General features: G+C 66.2%; 17 protein-coding genes and 1 tRNA gene. 14 read left to right on the plus strand and 4 right to left on the minus strand.

Annotation, left to right across the window (positions count from 1 at the left end; translation table 11 throughout):
- Positions 1-19: 19 nt before the first annotated feature.
- Positions 20-1,132 (plus strand): esterase/lipase family protein, encoded by a 1,113-nt coding sequence (locus AB1I47_RS11690; RefSeq protein ID WP_354683916.1) that lies wholly within the window; start codon positions 20-22, stop codon positions 1,130-1,132.
- The gene (locus tag AB1I47_RS11695) at positions 1,119-2,171 is read left to right on the plus strand and encodes a lipase secretion chaperone (protein ID WP_354683917.1); all 1,053 of its coding nucleotides are present in this window, start codon (positions 1,119-1,121) and stop codon (positions 2,169-2,171) included. Before AB1I47_RS11690 ends, AB1I47_RS11695 begins: the two co-directional genes overlap by 14 nt.
- 131 nt (positions 2,172-2,302) lie before the next feature.
- Here the strand turns inward: AB1I47_RS11695 and AB1I47_RS11700 are convergent, their stop codons facing one another.
- Positions 2,303-3,991, minus strand: coding sequence for an electron transfer flavoprotein-ubiquinone oxidoreductase (locus AB1I47_RS11700; protein ID WP_354683918.1), 1,689 nt, complete (start codon positions 3,989-3,991; stop codon positions 2,303-2,305).
- Between the two features lie 318 nt (positions 3,992-4,309).
- Between AB1I47_RS11700 and AB1I47_RS11705 the strand changes: the two genes are divergently transcribed.
- The 5 genes from AB1I47_RS11705 to AB1I47_RS11725 all read left to right on the plus strand — a co-directional run bounded on the left by AB1I47_RS11705 (position 4,310) and on the right by AB1I47_RS11725 (position 8,820).
- Positions 4,310-5,095 carry an SDR family oxidoreductase gene (locus AB1I47_RS11705; protein ID WP_354683919.1) on the plus strand — a complete coding sequence of 262 codons (786 nt, stop codon included), beginning with the start codon at positions 4,310-4,312 and terminating at the stop codon, positions 5,093-5,095.
- Positions 5,096-5,385: 290 nt separating this feature from the next.
- Complete coding sequence (locus AB1I47_RS11710; protein WP_354683920.1) at positions 5,386-5,988, plus strand: TRAP transporter small permease; 603 nt, start codon at positions 5,386-5,388, stop codon at positions 5,986-5,988.
- Positions 5,985-7,289, plus strand: coding sequence for a TRAP transporter large permease (locus AB1I47_RS11715; RefSeq protein ID WP_354683921.1), 1,305 nt, complete (start codon positions 5,985-5,987; stop codon positions 7,287-7,289). Before AB1I47_RS11710 ends, AB1I47_RS11715 begins: the two co-directional genes overlap by 4 nt.
- Before the next feature lie 48 nt (positions 7,290-7,337).
- Complete coding sequence (locus AB1I47_RS11720) at positions 7,338-8,366, plus strand: DctP family TRAP transporter solute-binding subunit (RefSeq protein ID WP_354683922.1); 1,029 nt, start codon at positions 7,338-7,340, stop codon at positions 8,364-8,366.
- 52 nt (positions 8,367-8,418) lie between these two features.
- Positions 8,419-8,820 (plus strand): acyl-CoA thioesterase, encoded by a 402-nt coding sequence (locus tag AB1I47_RS11725; RefSeq protein ID WP_354683923.1) that lies wholly within the window; start codon positions 8,419-8,421, stop codon positions 8,818-8,820.
- Between the two features lie 208 nt (positions 8,821-9,028).
- Here the strand turns inward: AB1I47_RS11725 and AB1I47_RS11730 are convergent, their stop codons facing one another.
- On the minus strand, positions 9,029-9,574 hold the full coding sequence (locus tag AB1I47_RS11730) for a PAS and helix-turn-helix domain-containing protein (protein ID WP_354683924.1): 546 nt from the start codon (positions 9,572-9,574) through the stop codon (positions 9,029-9,031).
- Between the two features lie 171 nt (positions 9,575-9,745).
- Between AB1I47_RS11730 and AB1I47_RS11735 the strand changes: the two genes are divergently transcribed.
- The 3 genes from AB1I47_RS11735 (at position 9,746) to AB1I47_RS11745 (ending at position 11,703) form a co-directional block, all read left to right on the plus strand.
- Positions 9,746-10,447, plus strand: a complete 702-nt coding sequence (locus AB1I47_RS11735; protein WP_354683925.1) for a CoA transferase subunit A — start codon at positions 9,746-9,748, stop codon at positions 10,445-10,447.
- 11 nt (positions 10,448-10,458) lie between these two features.
- Positions 10,459-11,097: a CoA transferase subunit B gene (locus tag AB1I47_RS11740; protein WP_354683926.1), complete on the plus strand. Its 639-nt coding sequence runs from the start codon at positions 10,459-10,461 to the stop codon at positions 11,095-11,097.
- A gap of 222 nt (positions 11,098-11,319) precedes the next feature.
- Entirely contained in the window at positions 11,320-11,703 is a 384-nt protein-coding gene (locus AB1I47_RS11745; protein ID WP_354683943.1) for a putative zinc-binding protein, read from the plus strand.
- Between the two features lie 39 nt (positions 11,704-11,742).
- Here the strand turns inward: AB1I47_RS11745 and AB1I47_RS11750 are convergent, their stop codons facing one another.
- Complete coding sequence (locus AB1I47_RS11750) at positions 11,743-12,231, minus strand: DUF411 domain-containing protein (RefSeq protein WP_354683927.1); 489 nt, start codon at positions 12,229-12,231, stop codon at positions 11,743-11,745.
- Positions 12,232-12,241: 10 nt separating this feature from the next.
- Entirely contained in the window at positions 12,242-13,018 is a 777-nt protein-coding gene (locus AB1I47_RS11755; protein WP_354683928.1) for a 3-hydroxybutyrate dehydrogenase, read from the minus strand.
- 243 nt (positions 13,019-13,261) lie between these two features.
- Here AB1I47_RS11755 and AB1I47_RS11760 point away from each other — a divergent pair, with 243 nt between their 5' ends.
- The 4 genes from AB1I47_RS11760 (at position 13,262) to AB1I47_RS11775 (ending at position 16,893) form a co-directional block, all read left to right on the plus strand.
- On the plus strand, positions 13,262-14,146 hold the full coding sequence (locus AB1I47_RS11760; RefSeq protein WP_354683929.1) for an alpha/beta fold hydrolase: 885 nt from the start codon (positions 13,262-13,264) through the stop codon (positions 14,144-14,146).
- 45 nt (positions 14,147-14,191) lie between these two features.
- Complete coding sequence (locus AB1I47_RS11765) at positions 14,192-14,554, plus strand: RidA family protein (protein ID WP_354683930.1); 363 nt, start codon at positions 14,192-14,194, stop codon at positions 14,552-14,554.
- Between the two features lie 15 nt (positions 14,555-14,569).
- Positions 14,570-16,795, plus strand: coding sequence for a RelA/SpoT family protein (locus tag AB1I47_RS11770; RefSeq protein ID WP_354683931.1), 2,226 nt, complete (start codon positions 14,570-14,572; stop codon positions 16,793-16,795).
- A gap of 21 nt (positions 16,796-16,816) precedes the next feature.
- A tRNA-Val gene (locus AB1I47_RS11775) sits at positions 16,817-16,893 on the plus strand.
- Positions 16,894-17,209: the final 316 nt, after the last annotated feature.

The raw sequence follows: 17,209 nt of genomic DNA on the forward strand, positions 1-17,209 counted from the left end.
CCACCACCGAGGAGACAAGATGCAGCACAGCGGACACCGTGGCCCCGGCCACGCGTGGGGGCGCAGCACGCCCGTGGCACGAAAAAAGACGCCGGGCCGGATCGCGGCCACCCTGGCGGCGATGGCCGCGGCGGCCGCGATGACATGGGCGGCGCCTGCCACAGCCCAGAGCGGGGATTACGCCAAAACGCGCTACCCCATCGTGCTGGTCCACGGCCTGACCGGCGCGGCCAAGATGGGTGGCGTGCTCGACTACTGGTACGGCATCCCCGAACTACTGCGTGCCCACGGCGCGCGTGTCTATGTGGCGACAGTGCCTTCGTTCAACAGCGACGAAGAACGTGCGCTGGCGCTGCAGGCGTACGTGCGTGCGGTCAAGCTGGAAACCGGCGCTGACAAGGTCAACCTGATCGGCCACAGCCAGGGCGGCCCCACCTCGCGCAACGTGGCGGCGATGTCGCCGCAGGACATCGCTTCGGTCACCACCATCGGCAGCCCGCATCGCGGCAGTGAAGTGGCCGACACCGTGCTGGACCTGATCAACGGCGTCAACAGCATCCCGGTCGCGGGGCCGGTGCTGGTGGGCATTATCCAGGGCGTATTCGATGCGGTGGGCTGGTTCAACGGTATCAGCAACGGCCAGGCGCTGGACCAGAATGCGATGGCCTCGCTGAAGATCCTGACCACGCAGGGCGCCGCCGAGCAGAATGCGCGCCTGAATGCGACGCTGGCGCCGGGCAGCAAGTCGGCGCTGGGGCCTGACTGCGATACGCCCGGCGCCGCGTTCGAGCAACGGCAGGCGCGCGATGCCGCGGGCCGTCTCGTCACCCATACGCAGGCGGCGTACTCGTGGACGGGACAGGGCGGGCCGTTCAGCTTGCTGCGCTCTAACCTGCTGGATCCGTCGACGGCCATGATGTCGACCTCGGCCGGCATCATGGCGCTGAAGGGCGCCGGCCCCAATGACGGGCTGGTCTCTGTCTGCAGCAGCAAATGGGGCCGGGTGCTGGCCACCGGCTACTACTGGAACCACCTCGACGAGGTGAACCAGATGGCCGGCCTGTACCAGGACGTCGACCCGCGCACGGTGATCCTCAGCCACGCCAACCGGCTGCGCAATGACCAGCTCTGAGCGCCTGCCGCGGCTCTGGCTGGCATTGTTGCCGGCGGGCGCCGCGGCGGCAGCGGTGTACTGGATGACGATGCCGTCCGGCCCGGCTGCCGTGCCGCAGCGCACGGCGGCCGTCGCCACGGTGAATCCGTCGGCAGCATCGGCTGACATGGGTGCCGCGCGCGGCGTCATCGCGTTGCCGCCGCTGGCGGGTGTCGACGTGCCCGACGGGCCTGAATCCGACGCCCACGGCAACCTGCGCCTGACGCGTGCATTGCGCACCTACTTCGATTACTTCCTCAGCGCGCGCCATGACGCCGGCAGTGCCGGGGCGCTGGACCAGATCGTGTACGACGATATCCGCCGCCGCGTGGCGCAGCCGGCGGCGGGGCAGGCGTGGCAGCTGTGGCAGCGCTATGTGGCCTATCTCGCGGAAATCCAGCCGCAGGCCGCGCGCAAGCCGCAGTCTGATGCGGGCGATGGCACGCTCAGTGCCGCGCAGGTCGGGCAACTGCGCGCATTGCAGTCCGCGCGCAACGCGGCCCGGCAGCGGCTGCTGCCCGAGGTCGCGGCGCTCTGGTTTGGCGACGAGCAAGCCTATGACGAGGCCATGCTGGCACGGCTGGAAATCGCGGCGCTGCCGGGGCTCGACGATGCGGAGCGGCAGCGGCGCCTGGCCGCAATGGAGGCTGCGTTACCCGAACCGCTGCGCGCTGCGCATGAAGCCAATGCTCGTCCGCAGGCAATCAGCGACACCATCGCCGGCATGCAGGCCGCCGGCCGCAGCGCGCAGGACATCGGCGCGGCGCTGGCGCAGGCCTACGGGCCCGAAGTCGCACAGCGCTACCAGCAGCAGGCGCAGGCCGAGCAGGCCTGGCAACAGCGGTACGATGACTATGCGGCGCGGCGTGCACAGATCGAAGCGTTTGCGGGGTTGTCCGAGCAGGACCGCCGGCAGCAGCTGGAAGCGCTGCGGCGCGAGGTGTTCAGCAATCCGAGCGAGGCGCTGCAGGCGGAGGTGGTGGACAGGGCGATGGTGGCGCGGCGGCAGATGCGGTAACGCGATTGCGTTTCGCTCCCTGCCGGTATGCGCCCCTCTCCCGCATGCGGGAGAGGGAGAACACCTTGCTTAGGCAAGTTCGGGCGGCGTTGGAGCCCCCAAATCCGTCGACTTCGCCTGGCGTGGTGGCCTTACATCCCCACGTAATTCGGCCCGCCACCACCCTCAGGCGTCACCCACACAATATTCTGCGTAGGATCCTTGATATCGCAGGTCTTGCAATGCACGCAGTTCTGCGCATTGATCTGCAGCCGTTCCTTGCCCGATGTCTCGTCCTGCACGAACTCATACACCCCCGCCGGGCAGTAGCGCGACTCGGGGCCGGCGTACTTGTCCCAGTTGATATCCACGGGCACGCTCGCATCCTTGAGCGTCAGGTGCGCCGGCTGGTTTTCCTCGTGGTTGGTGTTGCTGATAAACACCGAGCTGAGACGGTCGAACGTCAGCTTGCCGTCCGGCTTCGGGTAGACGATCTTCTCGCATTCCGCTGCCGGCTTCAGGTACACATGGTCCGGCTTCTGGCGATGAATGGTCCAGGGCGGGTTGCGGATGCCCAGCTTGGGCAGCAGCCATTGCTCGATGCCGGTCATCAGCGTCGCGGTGGTGCGCCCCTTCTTGAACCACTGCTTGAAGTTCTTGGCCTGCAGCAGTTCCTTGTACAGCCAGCTCTGCTCGAACGCGGCCGGGTAGGCGGTCAGCTCGTCGTGCTGACGGCCGGCCTGCAGCGCGTCATAGATGGCCTCGGCGGCCAGCATGCCGGTCTTGATCGCGGCGTGGCTGCCCTTGATGCGCGAGGCGTTCAGGTAGCCAGCATCGCAGCCAACCAGCGCGCCGCCCGGGAACACGGTCTTGGGCAGCGACAGCAGGCCGCCGGCGGTGATGGCGCGCGCACCGTAGGAGAGGCGCTTGCCGCCTTCGAAGTACTGCCGGATTTCCGGATGCGTCTTGAAGCGCTGGAATTCCTCGAACGGCGACAGCCACGGGTTGGTGTAGTCCAGGCCGACCACAAAGCCGACCGCGACCTTGTTGTCTTCCATGTGGTACAGGAACGAGCCGCCGTAGGTAGCCGGGTCCAGCGGCCAGCCGGCGGTGTGCACCACCAGGCCGGGCTTGTGCTTGGCCGGGTCGATTTCCCACAGTTCCTTCAGGCCGATGCCGTAGCTCTGCGGGTCCTTGCCGGCGTCAAGCTGGAATTTCTGGAGCAGTTGCCGGCCCAGGTGGCCCCGCGAGCCTTCGGCGAAGATCGTGTACTTGGCATGCAGCTCCATGCCGAGCTGGAAGTTTTCCGTGGGCTCGCCTTCCTTGTTGATGCCCATGTTGCCGGTGGCCACGCCCTTGACCGAGCCGTCCTCGTTGTAGAGCACCTCGGCGGCCGGGAAGCCCGGGAAGATTTCCACGCCCAGCGCCTCGGCCTGCTGGCCCAGCCAGCGCACGAAGTTCGACAGGCTGATGATGTAGTTGCCTTCGTTGTGGAAGCACTCGGGCAGCAGCGCCGGCGGCGTGCCCTTGGAACCGGTCTCGTTCAGGAACAGGAACTTGTCTTCGGTGACCGCCTGGTTCAGCGGCGCGCCCAGTTCCTTCCAGTCAGGGATCAGTTCATTGAGGGCGCGCGGATCCATGATGGCGCCCGACAGGATGTGGGCGCCGGGCTCGGAACCCTTTTCCAGCACGCACACGTTGACGTCGGCGCCTTTCTCCTGCGCGAGTTGCTTCAGGCGGATGGCCGTGGCCAGGCCGGCGGGGCCGCCGCCGACGATAACCACGTCGTATTCCATCGCTTCACGCGGGCCGAACTGCTCCAGGAGCTGTTGCTGATCCATTGTCTCTAACCCTCTATTTCTTCGCAGCTTGCTTGCAATTGTGGGAAATGCGGTGATCGTTCTGCTAGAACCTGCGCCGCGCTGGCGCCGTTGCCGGAACGGCGGGGATGGGTGAGTTGTCAGCGATTTGATGCCCGTAGACGCCAGAATCGCTGGTTTTCCCTCTTTCCCTTTGCGGGCCAAGTTCTTAGAATCTCCGGCATTGTCCGGGACTCGCCACCCACAGGCAAGGATTTTTTTGGAACGGTCGTTCTTTTTTTTGGTATGCTGCCTTCCGCACCCGATTAGGGTGGAGGGGCTCCCGCACAAGAGGTAATCATGGGTTTGTCGATCAATCTGGAAGGCAAGGTCGCGCTGGTCACCGGCGCTTCGAGCGGGCTGGGCTCGCGTTTTGCCACCGTGCTGGCCGCCGCCGGCGCCAAGGTGGTGCTGGCCTCGCGCCGTACCGAGCGGCTCAAGGAACTGCGCGCGGCCATCGAATCCGAGGACGGCAGCGCCCACGTGGTGCGCCTGGACGTCACCGATCCGGACAGCATCCGCGCCGCGGTGGCGCATGCGGAAACGGAAGCGGGGGCCATCGATATCCTGGTCAACAATTCCGGCGTGTCGACCACGCAGAAGCTGACCGACGTGACCGCCGACGACTTCGATTTCGTCTTCGATACCAATACGCGGGGTGCCTTCTTCGTTGCCCAGGAAGTGGCCAAGCGCATGATCGCGCGTGCCAAGGGCGCCGAGAAGAACGGCAGCCCGCTGCCGCAGGCGCGTATCGTCAATATCGCGTCGGTGGCCGGGCTGAAGGTGCTGTCGCAGATCGGCGTGTATTGCATGAGCAAGGCGGCCGTGGTCCATATGACCAAGGCAATGGCCCTCGAGTGGGCGCGCCATGGCATCAATACTAACGCGATCTGCCCCGGTTATATCGATACCGATATCAATCACCACCACTGGGATTCGGACGCCGGCCAGAAGCTGATCCAGATGCTGCCGCGCAAGCGGCTGGGCCGGCCCGAAGACCTCGACGGCCTGTTGCTGCTGCTGGCTTCGGACCAGTCGCAGTTTATCAACGGCGCCGTCATCACCGCCGACGACGGCATGGTCTGACAGGCCCGGCCTGAAGACTGTCGGGGGCGCCACCGCCCCCCGCGTCCCGGACGCGCGCCAAAAGCGCCGCGGGATGCCCCGGCCGTGCGCCCAGGGCTTATCCGGTCCCCTTGGGCACGGCAGCTCGCGCCTTCCGCCGTCGCCAGCCAGCGTCACCCCGCAGAAATATCGTGTGCGCGGCATGCCAGTCTTGGCATAATCCGCCCTGTCTGCAGATTAAGTCTTTACATACAAGGAAAAACGCCGCCGTGGCCGCCATGCCCGCGCGGTCCGGGCCGGAGGCCGGGGAGATGGAGCAACAAGACGAGGCACGGCGCAATGCCGTGCCGCAACACGTCGTCGATTCCGCGGTGATCCCGCAGGCCGCCGACGAAGCGCAGGACGCTGAATTCCGGGTTTCGCCCCGCCTCGAGGACGGGATCGGCGTGATCGTGATGGTGCTGCTGGTCGGCATCACCTTCGCCAACGTGGTGGTCCGCTATTTCACCGACGAGTCGTTCGCCTGGACCGAGGAATTCTCGGTATTCCTGATGATCGTGCTGGCGCTCGTTGCCGGCAGCGCCGCGGTGGCGCGCGACCGCAATATCCGCATCGAATTCTTCTTTGAACGCGGCAGCGCGGCCCGGCAACGCCGGCTGGCGATCCTGTCCGCGCTGGGTGTGGCGGTGATGTTCATCGCGCTGGCGGTGCTGGGCGCACGCATCACCTGGGATGAATACACCTTCGGCGAGACCTCGCCCGGCATCGGCGTGCCGAGCTGGTGGTACTCGATCTGGCTGCCGGTGCTGTCGGCCGGCATCGCGCTGCGCGCGCTGGGGCTGGTGGTGCGCAACGTGCGCGCGCTGAAGGCGCTCCATGAAGGCAAGAGCACCACGGCGGGGAAGGCGCAATGACGTTCGTCGCCATTACCCTGTTCGTGGTCTTTATCGGCCTGATGCTGCTGGGCGTGCCCATCGGGGTGGCGCTGGGCCTGGGCGGCCTGGTGGCGATCGGCCTGTCCAATCTCGATACCCAGATGTTCGGCCTGCTGGCCGTGCCGCAGAACTTCTATGCGGGGCTGGCCAAATACCCGCTGCTGGCGATCCCGATGTTCGTGCTGGTGGGGTCGATCTTCGACCGCTCCGGCGTGGCGCAGCGGCTGGTGACCTTTGCCATCGCCGTGGTCGGGCGCGGCCCGGGCATGCTGCCGCTGGTGGCGATCCTGGTGGCGATGTTCCTCGGCGGCATCTCCGGCTCCGGGCCGGCCAACGCGGCCGCGGTGGGCGGCGTGATGATCGCGGCGATGTCGCGCGCCGGTTATCCGGGCTCGTACAGCGCCGCGGTGGTGGGCGCGGCGGCTGCGACCGACATCCTGATCCCGCCGTCGGTGGCCCTGATCATCTACAGCGTGCTGGTGCCCGGTGCATCGGTGCCGGCCTTGTTCGCCGCGGGCATGCTCCCCGGCATCCTGGCCGGCGTGGCGCTGATCGTTCCGGCCGTGTGGCTGGCACGCAGGCACAACATGGGCGCGATCGAAGCCGCGCTGCCGCGCCCGCCGTTCTGGAAGAGCCTGCGCGAGGCCGCGTGGGGGCTGGTGGCGCCGTTCCTGATCCTGGGCGGCATGCGCGCCGGCTGGTTCACGCCGACCGAAGCCGCCGTGGTGGCGGTGGTCTACGGCCTCTTCGTCGGCATGGTGGTGTACCGCAGCATCGGCATGCGCGACCTGTTCACCATCTTCCAGGAAGCGGCCGAGACCTCGGCGGTGATCCTGCTGGTGGTGGCGCTGGCCGGCATCTTTGCCTATGCGCTGTCGACGCTGGGCGTGATCGACCCGCTCGCGCACGCCATCGCCAATTCCGGGCTGGGCGAGTACGGCGTGCTGGCCCTGATCGTGCTGCTGCTGATGACGGTCGGCATGTTCCTGGACGGCATCTCGATTTTCCTGATCTTCGTGCCGCTGCTGCTGCCCATTGTCAATGCCTTCCACTGGAACCCAGTGTGGTTCGGCGTGGTGCTGACGCTGAAGGTGGCGCTGGGCCAGTTCACGCCGCCGCTGGCCGTGAACCTGATGGTGTCGTGCCGGATTGCCCGCGTGCGCATGGAAGAAACCGTGCCCTGGGTGATCTGGATGCTGCTGGCGATGTTTGTCGCCATGCTGATGGTGCTGGCCTATCCGCCGCTGGCGACCTGGCTGCCGGAATACCTTGGCTATTGATGTACCGCATTCACCAACAAGAATTGATGATTCCCGAGAGGAGATGAGATGAAACGTCGTGCCCTGATGCTTGCCACGGCAGCCGCCATTGCCGCTTCCGCCTTCGCCCCCGCCGGCGCGATGGCCCAGACCTACAAGTCCGAGTACAAGCTGTCGCTGGTGCTCGGACCCGCCTTCCCATGGGGCAAGGGCGGCGAGATCTGGGCCGACCTGGTGAAGCAGCGCACCAACGGCCGCATCAATATCAAGCTGTACCCGGGCACCTCGCTGGTGGCCGGCGACCAGACCCGCGAGTTCTCGGCGATCCGCCAGGGCGTGATCGACATGGCCATCGGCTCGACCATCAACTGGTCGCCGCAGGTTCGCGAGCTGAACCTGTTCTCGCTGCCGTTCCTGATGCCGGACTACAAGGCGCTGGACGCGCTGACGCAGGGCGAGGTCGGCAAGTCGATCTTCGCCACGCTGGAAAAGGCCGGCGTGGTGCCGCTGGCCTGGGGCGAGAACGGCTTCCGCGAGGTGTCGAACTCAAAGCGCGAGATCCGCAAGCCGGAAGACCTCAAGGGCCTGAAGCTGCGCGTGGTCGGTTCGCCGCTGTATATCGAGACCTTCAACGCGCTGGGCGCCAACCCCACCCAGATGAGCTGGGCCGATGCGCAGCCGGCGATGGCCTCGGGCGCGGTCGACGGCCAGGAGAATCCGCAGTCGGTGTTCGCTGCCGCCAAGCTGTACACGGTGGGCCAGAAGTTCGTCACCACCTGGGGCTATGTGGCTGACCCGCTGATCTTCGTGGTCAACAAGCAGATCTGGGAAAGCTGGACCCCGGCCGACCGCGAGATCGTGAAGCAAGCCGCCATCGACGCCGGCAAGCAGGAAATCGCGCTGGCCCGCAAGGGCCTGGTCGAGCCCGGCACCCCGGCGTGGAAGGATATGGAAGCCCACGGCGTCAAGGTGACGCATCTGACGCCGGCCGAGCATGAGGCCTTCCGCAAGGCCACCGCCAAGGTCTACGACAAGTGGAAGAAGCAGATCGGCACCGACCTGGTGACCAAGGCTGAAGGCGCGATCGCCAAGCGCTAAGTCACAGAACAGGCCCGCCGGTACCGGCGGGCCTGTTGCTTTGGAGGCTGTAATGAAACACGTCTATACGGTGGTCATGCCGATCCGCTGGGGCGACATGGATGCCATGGGCCATGTCAACAACACTGTCTATTTCCAGTACCTGGAGCAGGCGCGCATCGAGTGGTTTGCATCGCTGGGGCGGGGCGGCAAAGATGCGCAAGGGCAGGGGCCGGTCATTATCAATGCGCATATGACGTTCCTGCGTCAGTTGCGGTATCCGGGTGAGATCGAGTGCCGGGTTTATGCCGGGCAGCTGGGGCGCACCAGTTTCGAGACGCGCATGGAAATACGGCGTACTGACCTGCCTGATGTGGTGTGGGCAGAGGGTGGGGCGAAGGTGGTGTGGTGCGATTACGCGCTGGAGAAGTCGGTGCCGGTGCCGGCGGAGATTCGGGCGATTATTGAGGGCTGAGACATGGCTCGCCCTGCGGGTTTGCTCCCCTCTCCCCCTGAGGGCCCTGAGGGGAGAGGGAGAGCACCTTGCTTAGGCTAGCTCGGACGGCTTTGTTGCACCCAAAACCGCGCTCCTTTTCCGCGGTCTGGGCGTATCCAAAACCGCGCTCCTTTTCCGCGGCTTGGCCATACCCAAAACCGCTCCCTCATCCGCGTCGCCGGGCGCGTCAATGATTCACCAACCTCTGCACCAGATCCACCGACGTACTCGCCCCATACTTCTTCATCAACCGCGCCCGATAAATATCCACCGTACGCGGACTGATCGCCAGCAGCTTGCCGATCTGCTTGCTGGTCTTCCCCTCCACCAGCTGCGCCGCGATCTCGCGCTCGCGCGCGGTCAGCTCGGCAGTGACCTGGCGCTTCTGCGACAGGTCCTCGAAGGTCCAGATCCCCGCACCCAGCGGCTGCGTGCGATCCAGCGCGCGCCCGGTGACATGGCACCAGAACAGCTCGCCGGCGGCGCGTTTCATGATGCGTTCGTCCGAGTACATGCCGCGCTTGTTCATGATCGGCACGATGCGCGCACCGGTGCGCTCAAATTCGTCGGCGGTGGGGTAGAGCACCTGGAACGACTGGCCCAGCAGCGCCTCGCGCGTGCTGCCGAAGATGCGGCAGACCTCTTCGTTGCAGTCCTCGATCACGCGTTCGCGTGACAGCACCAGTCCCACGGGAGCGAGCTGGAAGGCGGTCTGGTAGTCGATGGCGGGCATCTGCTTATGTATTTTTACGTAATGGCGCAGCCGGCGGCGCTTGCGTATGCTGTCGGTCGGACGAGATCCGGCGCCCGTCGCCGATTGTACCGTTACAATTTCCCTGCGTCGCCCGCCGCACAACCCGGCGGCGGGAAGAGCGACAGGGAACTACCGAGGAAGGAGCAAAGCATGAACAAGGTCTACGCCAGCGCCGCAGAAGCGCTTGCAGGCGTCGTCCGCGATGGCCAGACGATCGCCGTCGGCGGTTTCGGCCTGTGCGGCATCCCCGAGGCGCTGATTGCCGCGCTGCGCGACAGCGGCGTCAAGCAGCTTACCTGCATCTCCAACAATGCCGGCGTCGACGGCTTCGGGCTGGGCCAGCTGCTGGCCACGCGCCAGATCCGCAAGATGATCTCGTCCTACGTGGGTGAGAACAAGGAATTCGAGCGCCAGTACCTGGCCGGCGAACTCGAGCTGGAATTCACGCCGCAGGGCACGCTGGCCGAGAAGCTGCGCGCCGGCGGCTCGGGCATTCCCGCCTTCTTCACCAAGACCGGCGTCGGCACCATCGTCGCCGAAGGCAAGGAAGTCCGCGAATTCGACGGCGAGAAGTACGTGATGGAGCGTTCGCTAACGGCTGACGTGGCGCTGGTCAAGGCGTACAAGGCCGACAAGGCGGGCAACCTGGTGTTCCGCCGCACCGCGCGCAACTTCAACCCGATGTGCGCGATGGCGGGCAAGATCACCATCGCCGAAGTCGAGCATATCGTCGAAACCGGCGAGCTGGACCCGGACGAAATCCACCTGGCCGGCATCTTCGTGAAGCGCCTGGTGCTGAACACCAATCCCGAGAAACGCATCGAGCAGCGCACCGTGCGCGCGGCCAGCTAAGGAGACGCATCATGGCATGGACACGTGACGAAATGGCCGCGCGCGCCGCGGCCGAGCTGCAGGACGGTTTCTACGTCAACCTGGGCATCGGCCTGCCGACGCTGGTGGCCAACTGGGTGCCCGAAGGCATGGAAGTGTGGCTGCAGTCGGAAAATGGCCTGCTGGGCATCGGCCCGTTCCCGACCGAGGAAGAGGTCGACGCCGACATGATCAACGCCGGCAAGCAGACCGTGACGACGCTGCCGGGCTCGTCGATCTTCTCGTCGGCCGACTCGTTCGCGATGATTCGCGGCGGCCACATCAACCTGGCGATCCTGGGCGCGATGCAGGTCAGCGAAAAGGGCGACCTGGCCAACTGGATGATCCCGGGCAAGATGGTCAAGGGCATGGGTGGCGCGATGGACCTGGTTGCCGGCGTCGGCCGCGTGGTGGTGCTGATGGAACACACCGCCAAGAAGAAGGACGGCACCGAGGACATCAAGATCCTGAAGGAGTGCAACCTGCCGCTGACCGGCGTGGGCGTGGTCAACCGCATCATCACCGACCTGGGTGTGATCGACGTGACCGACGAAGGCCTGAAGCTGGTGGAAACGGCTCCGGGTGTCAGCCGCGAGGAAATCCAGGCCAAGACGGGCGCTCCGCTGCTCTGAGCGGCGTACCGGCTGTAGTCAGGGCTAGACCCCTGTGGCGTGATGCGCCGCAGGGGTTTTTCCTTTGGCGGGCGGATCTTGACACCTGCCCGCCTGGACTATGCCAGACGGCCGAGATGCTAGCCCTTCCGGCGAATACCCCGTCGCCGTTGCGCCCACTATGCTGGCCGCTTTTCGCCAGGGCACGCCCCGGCCATGGACAAACCTCACGAAACGCGCGCGATGCCGGCTTCCCCGAATCGATCCTTGCCACTGGTGTACGCCTGTTCCGGCTGCTCCAGCGTGGCGCAACTGGCCAACGCGTGCGCCGTGCGGCTCGACCGCAGCGGGCGCGCGGAAATGTCCTGCATCAGCGGCGTGGGTGGCGGGGTCCCGGCGCTGACGCGCGTGGCGCAATCCGGCCGGCCGATCCTGGCGCTGGACGGCTGTCCGCTGGCGTGCGTGCGGGCTTGCCTGGCAGGCGTGGGCGTGGCGCCGGACCAGCACCTGGTGCTGAACCGGCTGGGCGCGGTCAAGCGCCAGCACGGCGAATGCACCGAGGGCGAAACCGAGGCGGTATGGAGGGAAGTGGAAGCGGCGCTGGCGCGCCTTGCCGGCGCGCGGTGATCGCCGGATGCGCGCAGGCGCACCCGCCGACGCAGGCCTTCAGGCGGCCCGCTTGTTGTAGCTGGCGAACACCGAAGCCGCGCCGTCGGCCTTGACCAGCAGCACGTCGAACGGGTCCTTGCGCGGGCCCTGTTCCATGCCCGGCGAACCCACCGGCATGCCCGGCACCGCCAGCCCCACGGCCTTGGGCTTTGCCGCCAGCAGCTTGCGGATATCCGCCGCCGGCACGTGGCCTTCGATGGCGTAGCCGCCGATATACCCGGTATGGCACGAGCCGAAGCGCTCTGGCATGCCGAAGCGCTTGCGGTAGACGCCGGTATCCTCGACGTCATGCACCGTCACGGTGAAGCCGTTGGCACGCAGGTGCTTGACCCAGTCTTCGCAGCAACCGCATAGCGGGCTTTTGTAGACCTCGATGGCCAGTGGCTTCGCCTGCGCGAATGCATCGGCCGCAGGCCCCAGTACGCCCACGGCGAGCGTGCCGAGCGCCAGCGCGCCGAGAGTGCCGAGGAAACGTCGTCGTTGCATGGGCTGCTCCTTACTGCGCCACCCAGCCGCCATCCATGTTCCAGATCGCGCCGCGGACCTGGCGGGCCGCTTCAGACGACAGGAACACGGCCAGCGCGCCCAGCTCATCGGGCGTCACGAACTGGCCGGACGGCTGCTTCTCCAACACCAGTTCGCGCTTGGCCTGCTCGACCGGGATGCCTTCCTTCTGCGCCCGCGCTTCCACCTGCTTCTGCACCAGCGGGGTCAGCACCCAGCCCGGGCAGATCGCATTGGCGGTCACGCCGGTCTGCGCGGTTTCCAGCGCAGTGACCTTGGTAAAGCCGACGATGCCATGCTTGGCCGCCACGTAGGCCGACTTGTTCGCCGAGGCCACCAGCCCGTGCGTGGAGGCGACGTTGATGATGCGGCCCCAGTTCTTCTGCTTCATGCCGGGCAGCGCCAGGCGAGTGGTATGGAAGGCGGAGGTCAGGTTGATGGCGATGATTGCGTCCCAGCGCTCGGGCGGGAACTCTTCGATGCTGGCTACGTGCTGGATGCCGGCGTTGTTGACCAGGATATCGGTGCCGCCGAAGTCGGAATCCGCATAGCGCATCATCTCCTCGATCTCGGCCGCCTTGCTCATGTCGGCACCGTGGTAGCCGACCCGGATGCCCTGGCCGGCCTGCGCGATCTCGTTCTTTGCGGCGTCGGCGTCACCAAAGCCGTTGACGATGATATTGGCGCCCTGGGCCGCCAGCGCTTTCGCGATGCCGAGCCCGATGCCGCTGGTCGAGCCAGTCACCAGTGCGGTCTTGCCGTTGAGCATGTATGCCTCCGTCGAGAGAAAGGGATGCCACGAAAAGCGTGCCACAGCAGCGGGCCCGGGCAGCGTGCCAGAGCGTTGGCAGACCGCGCCGTGGCGGTGCGCGGCAGTGCATGCGATGGCGCAGACACTGTGCTGTGGCATTGTACCCGCTGCGGCGTACAATCCAGCTTTGCTCAACCTCCGGCGGTGCCGCGCGTCTTGTCACGGCCAATGGTCACCGCTCCGGTTTGTCAGGGAGTCCAGATGTCTGCCAGTCCGCGCCTCGGTTTTGTCCAGTGCATCAGTCCGGCGGGCCTGCACCGCATGGCCTACCACGAGTGGGGCGACCCCGCCAACCCGCGCGTTCTGATGTGCGTGCACGGCCTGACCCGTACCGGCCGCGACTTCGACACCGTCGCCAACGCCATGTGCGGTGACTACCGCGTGGTCTGCCCCGACGTGGTTGGCCGCGGCCGCTCCGAGTGGCTGGCCGAACCCAGCGCCTACGTGGTGCCGCAGTACGTATCCGACATGGTCACGCTGATCGCGCGGCTCAATGTGGAGCAGGTGGACTGGTTTGGCACGTCGATGGGCGGCCTGATCGGCATGGGGCTGGCCGGGCTGCCGAAGTCGCCGGTACGCAAGCTGCTGCTCAATGATGTCGGCCCCAAGATTGCCGCCTCGGCGGTGGAGCGGATCGGCGCCTACCTCGGCCTGCCGGTGCGCTTCAAGACCTTCGAGGAAGGGCTGGCCTACCTGCAGACCATCAGCGCGTCGTTCGGGCGCCACACGCCCGAGCAGTGGCGCGAACTGAACGCCGCCATCCTGAAACCGGTGCAGGGCACCGACGGCCTGGAATGGGGTTTGCATTACGATCCGCAGCTTGCCATGCCGTTCCGCAAGTCTTCGCCGGAAGCCATCGCCGCCGGCGAAGCCGCGCTGTGGCGCAGCTTCGAGGCCATCGAAGGGCCGGTGCTGGTGGTGCGCGGCGCGCAGTCAGACCTGCTGCTGCGCGAAACCGTGGCCGAGATGGTGGCGCGCGGCAAGCATGTGAGTTCGGTGGAAGTGCCCGACGTGGGCCACGCCCCGACCTTTGTCGATCCGGCGCAGATCGCAGTCGCCCGCCAGTTCTTTCTCGGGCGCGCCTGAGCGTATCGCGCAGCGGATCTATTTTTTATCCCTTAACGCATTGTCATGAGTAACCCTGAACTGAAGCGCGCCCACGTGGGCAAGCGGTTGTCCGAATACGCGGTCTACAACGGCGTGGTCTACCTGGCCGGGCAGGTGCCCGAGGTCGATCCCAAGGCCGATATCCGCGGCCAGACGCGCGAGGTGCTCGGCCATATCGACCGGCTGCTGGCCGAGGCCGGCAGCGACAAGACCCGCATCCTGTCGTGCCAGATCTTCCTGACCAACGTCGACCTGATCGGCGAGATGAACGAGGTCTGGGACGCCTGGGTGCCGCAAGGCAACACGCCTCCGCGCGCCACCGTCGAAGCCCGCCTGGCCAATCCCGATTACCTGATCGAAGTGGTGGTGACCGCTGCGCTCAACTGATGCAGGCGTAGTGACATGGTGACGTCCACCGACCTGACCGGTCGGGTCGCAGGCATCCCGGATGCCGAACTGGTCGAACGCGCGCTCGCCTATGTGCGCGAGCATGGCGCCGAGGTAGCGCTGCCCACCGGCGAGACCGTGCTGTCGCACGCGCAGGGCATGCTGCGCATCCTCGACGGCCTGCGCGTCGACGACGCCGCGCGCGCCGCTGCCTGCCTGTTCGGGCTGGCGGCATTCGTGCCCGAGACCGAGGCCGATATCGCGCCGCGCTTTGGCGACGAGGTCGCGCGCCTGGTCAACGGCGTGCGGCAATTGCTGCGCATCGGCGCGATTGCCGGCAGCCGCCCCGACGCCGAACCGGCCGCGCCGTCCAAGAACGAGGCGCAGGCACGCCACGAGCAAGTCGAGGCGCTGCGCAAGATGCTGCTGGCGTTCGCGCAGGACATCCGCGTGGTGCTGGTGCGGCTCGCTTCGCGCCTGCAGACGCTGCGCTGGATGGCCGAGACCAGGCAGGCACCGCAGCCCGGCGTGGCACGCGAAACGCTCGACATCTACGCGCCGCTGGCCAACCGCCTGGGTATCTGGCAAATGAAGTGGGAGCTGGAGGATCTGGCGTTCCGCTTCGAACAGCCCGATACCTACAAGCGCATCGCCAGGCTGCTGGACGAGAAGCGCATCGAGCGCGAGGGCTATATCTCCAGCGCCATCGCACGGCTGCAGTCCGAGCTGGCCACCGCGGGCATCCGTGCCGAGGTGAGCGGTCGGCCCAAGCACATCTACAGCATCTGGAGAAAGATGCGCGGCAAGGAGCTGGATTTTGCCGACCTCTACGATGTGCGCGCCTTCCGCGTGATCGTCGACGATATCAAGGACTGCTACACGGTGCTGGGTATCGTCCACCATATCTGGCAGCCGATCCCGCGCGAGTTCGACGACTATATCTCCAGGCCCAAGGCCAATGGCTACAAGTCGCTGCACACCGTGGTGATCGGCGATGATGGCCGCGCCTTCGAGGTGCAGATCCGCACGCACGAGATGCACCACTTCGCGGAATACGGCGTGGCGGCGCACTGGCGCTACAAGGAAGCGGGCCACCGCGGCTATGCCGGGCAGTTTTCGGCCAGCGAGCGCTACGACGAGAAGATTGCCTGGCTGCGCCAGCTGCTGGCGTGGAAGGACGATGCCGACCACAGCGTGGCGCACGACGAGTGGGAGCAGCTCAAGCACGCCGCGATCGATGACCATATCTACGTGCTGACGCCGCAGGCGCGCGTGGTGGCGCTGCCGCAGGGCGCGACGCCGGTGGACTTCGCGTACTACCTGCACAGCGACCTGGGCCACCGCTGCCGTGGCGCGCGCGTGGATGGCACCATGGTGCCGCTGAACACGCCGCTGAAGAATGGCGAGACTGTCGAGATCATCGCGGTCAAGCAGGGCGGGCCGTCGCGCGACTGGCTCAATGCCGAGCTCGGCTACCTGGCCAGCAGCCGCGCGCGGGCCAAGGTGCGCGCATGGTTCAACGCGCTCGATTCGCAGGAGACCATTGCGCAGGGCCGCGCGCTGATCGACAAGACGCTCCAGCGCGAAGGCAAGACCGCGATCAAGCTGGAAGACCTGGCCACGCGGCTCGGCTTCAAGACGCCGGACGACCTGTTCGCCGCGGTGGCCAAGGACGAGTTCAGCCTGCGCCATGTCGAGCACGCGCTGCGCCATCCTGAGGGCGAAACCCAGGCGCCGCTCAGCGAGGAAGATGCCGTCACCAAGAAGAGCCGCGCCACCAGCGTGGCACGCGGCGCCAAGAGCGGCGTGCTGGTGGTGGGGGTGGATTCGCTGATGACGCAGATGTCGCGCTGCTGCAAGCCGGCGCCGCCGGACGATATCGTCGGCTTTGTCACGCGCGGGCGCGGCGTGTCGATCCACCGGCGCAACTGCCATACCTTCCAGCAGCTTTCGGCGCGCGCGCCGGAGCGGGTGATCCAGACCGAGTGGGGCCAGAAGAGCCACGCCGCGGTCTACCCGGTCGATATCCATGTCGAGGCGATCGACCGGCAAGGGTTGCTGCGCGATATCTCCGAAGTGCTGTCGCGCGAGAAGATCAACGTGACCGGCGTCAAGACGCTCTCCAGCAAGGGCGTGGCGCGCATGCAGTTCACCGCCGAAGTGTCCGAGGCTACGCAGCTGCAACGCGCGCTGCAGTTGATCGAGGACGTTCAGGGGGTGTTGCAGGCAAAAAGAAAGTGATGCTATACTTGCGGCTTCGCTAGGCTCGTAGCTCAGCTGGTTAGAGCACCACCTTGACATGGTGGGGGTCGTTGGTTCGAGTCCAATCGAGCCTACCAACGAATTGCAGTAAGCATTAAAACGAAGTGCGGCAAGTCCGATTCAACCCCATACGGAACGGAAGGGCATCATGGTTATGACACCGCGAACTACTACCGCTGGCAAGCGACAGTAGTCGAGGTGCGCCTTCGACCCGGTTGGATCGGGTTTGACAAAGAGAAACGCGGCCTTGGCCGCGTTTTTTTTCGTCTGTCGCCTGCCAGCGCCCTGATAAGCTGCCGGCTTTCGCGCCAAGCGAAGCAAGGCCGCAAAGAATAATCGCCGGATCGCAGAACGCGGGCCGGTGCCACAAGATGCAGTTTGATCCGCTCAGGC

It is taken from the genome of Cupriavidus necator (assembly GCF_040578825.1).
GTDB classification, from domain to species: domain Bacteria; phylum Pseudomonadota; class Gammaproteobacteria; order Burkholderiales; family Burkholderiaceae; genus Cupriavidus; species Cupriavidus necator_E.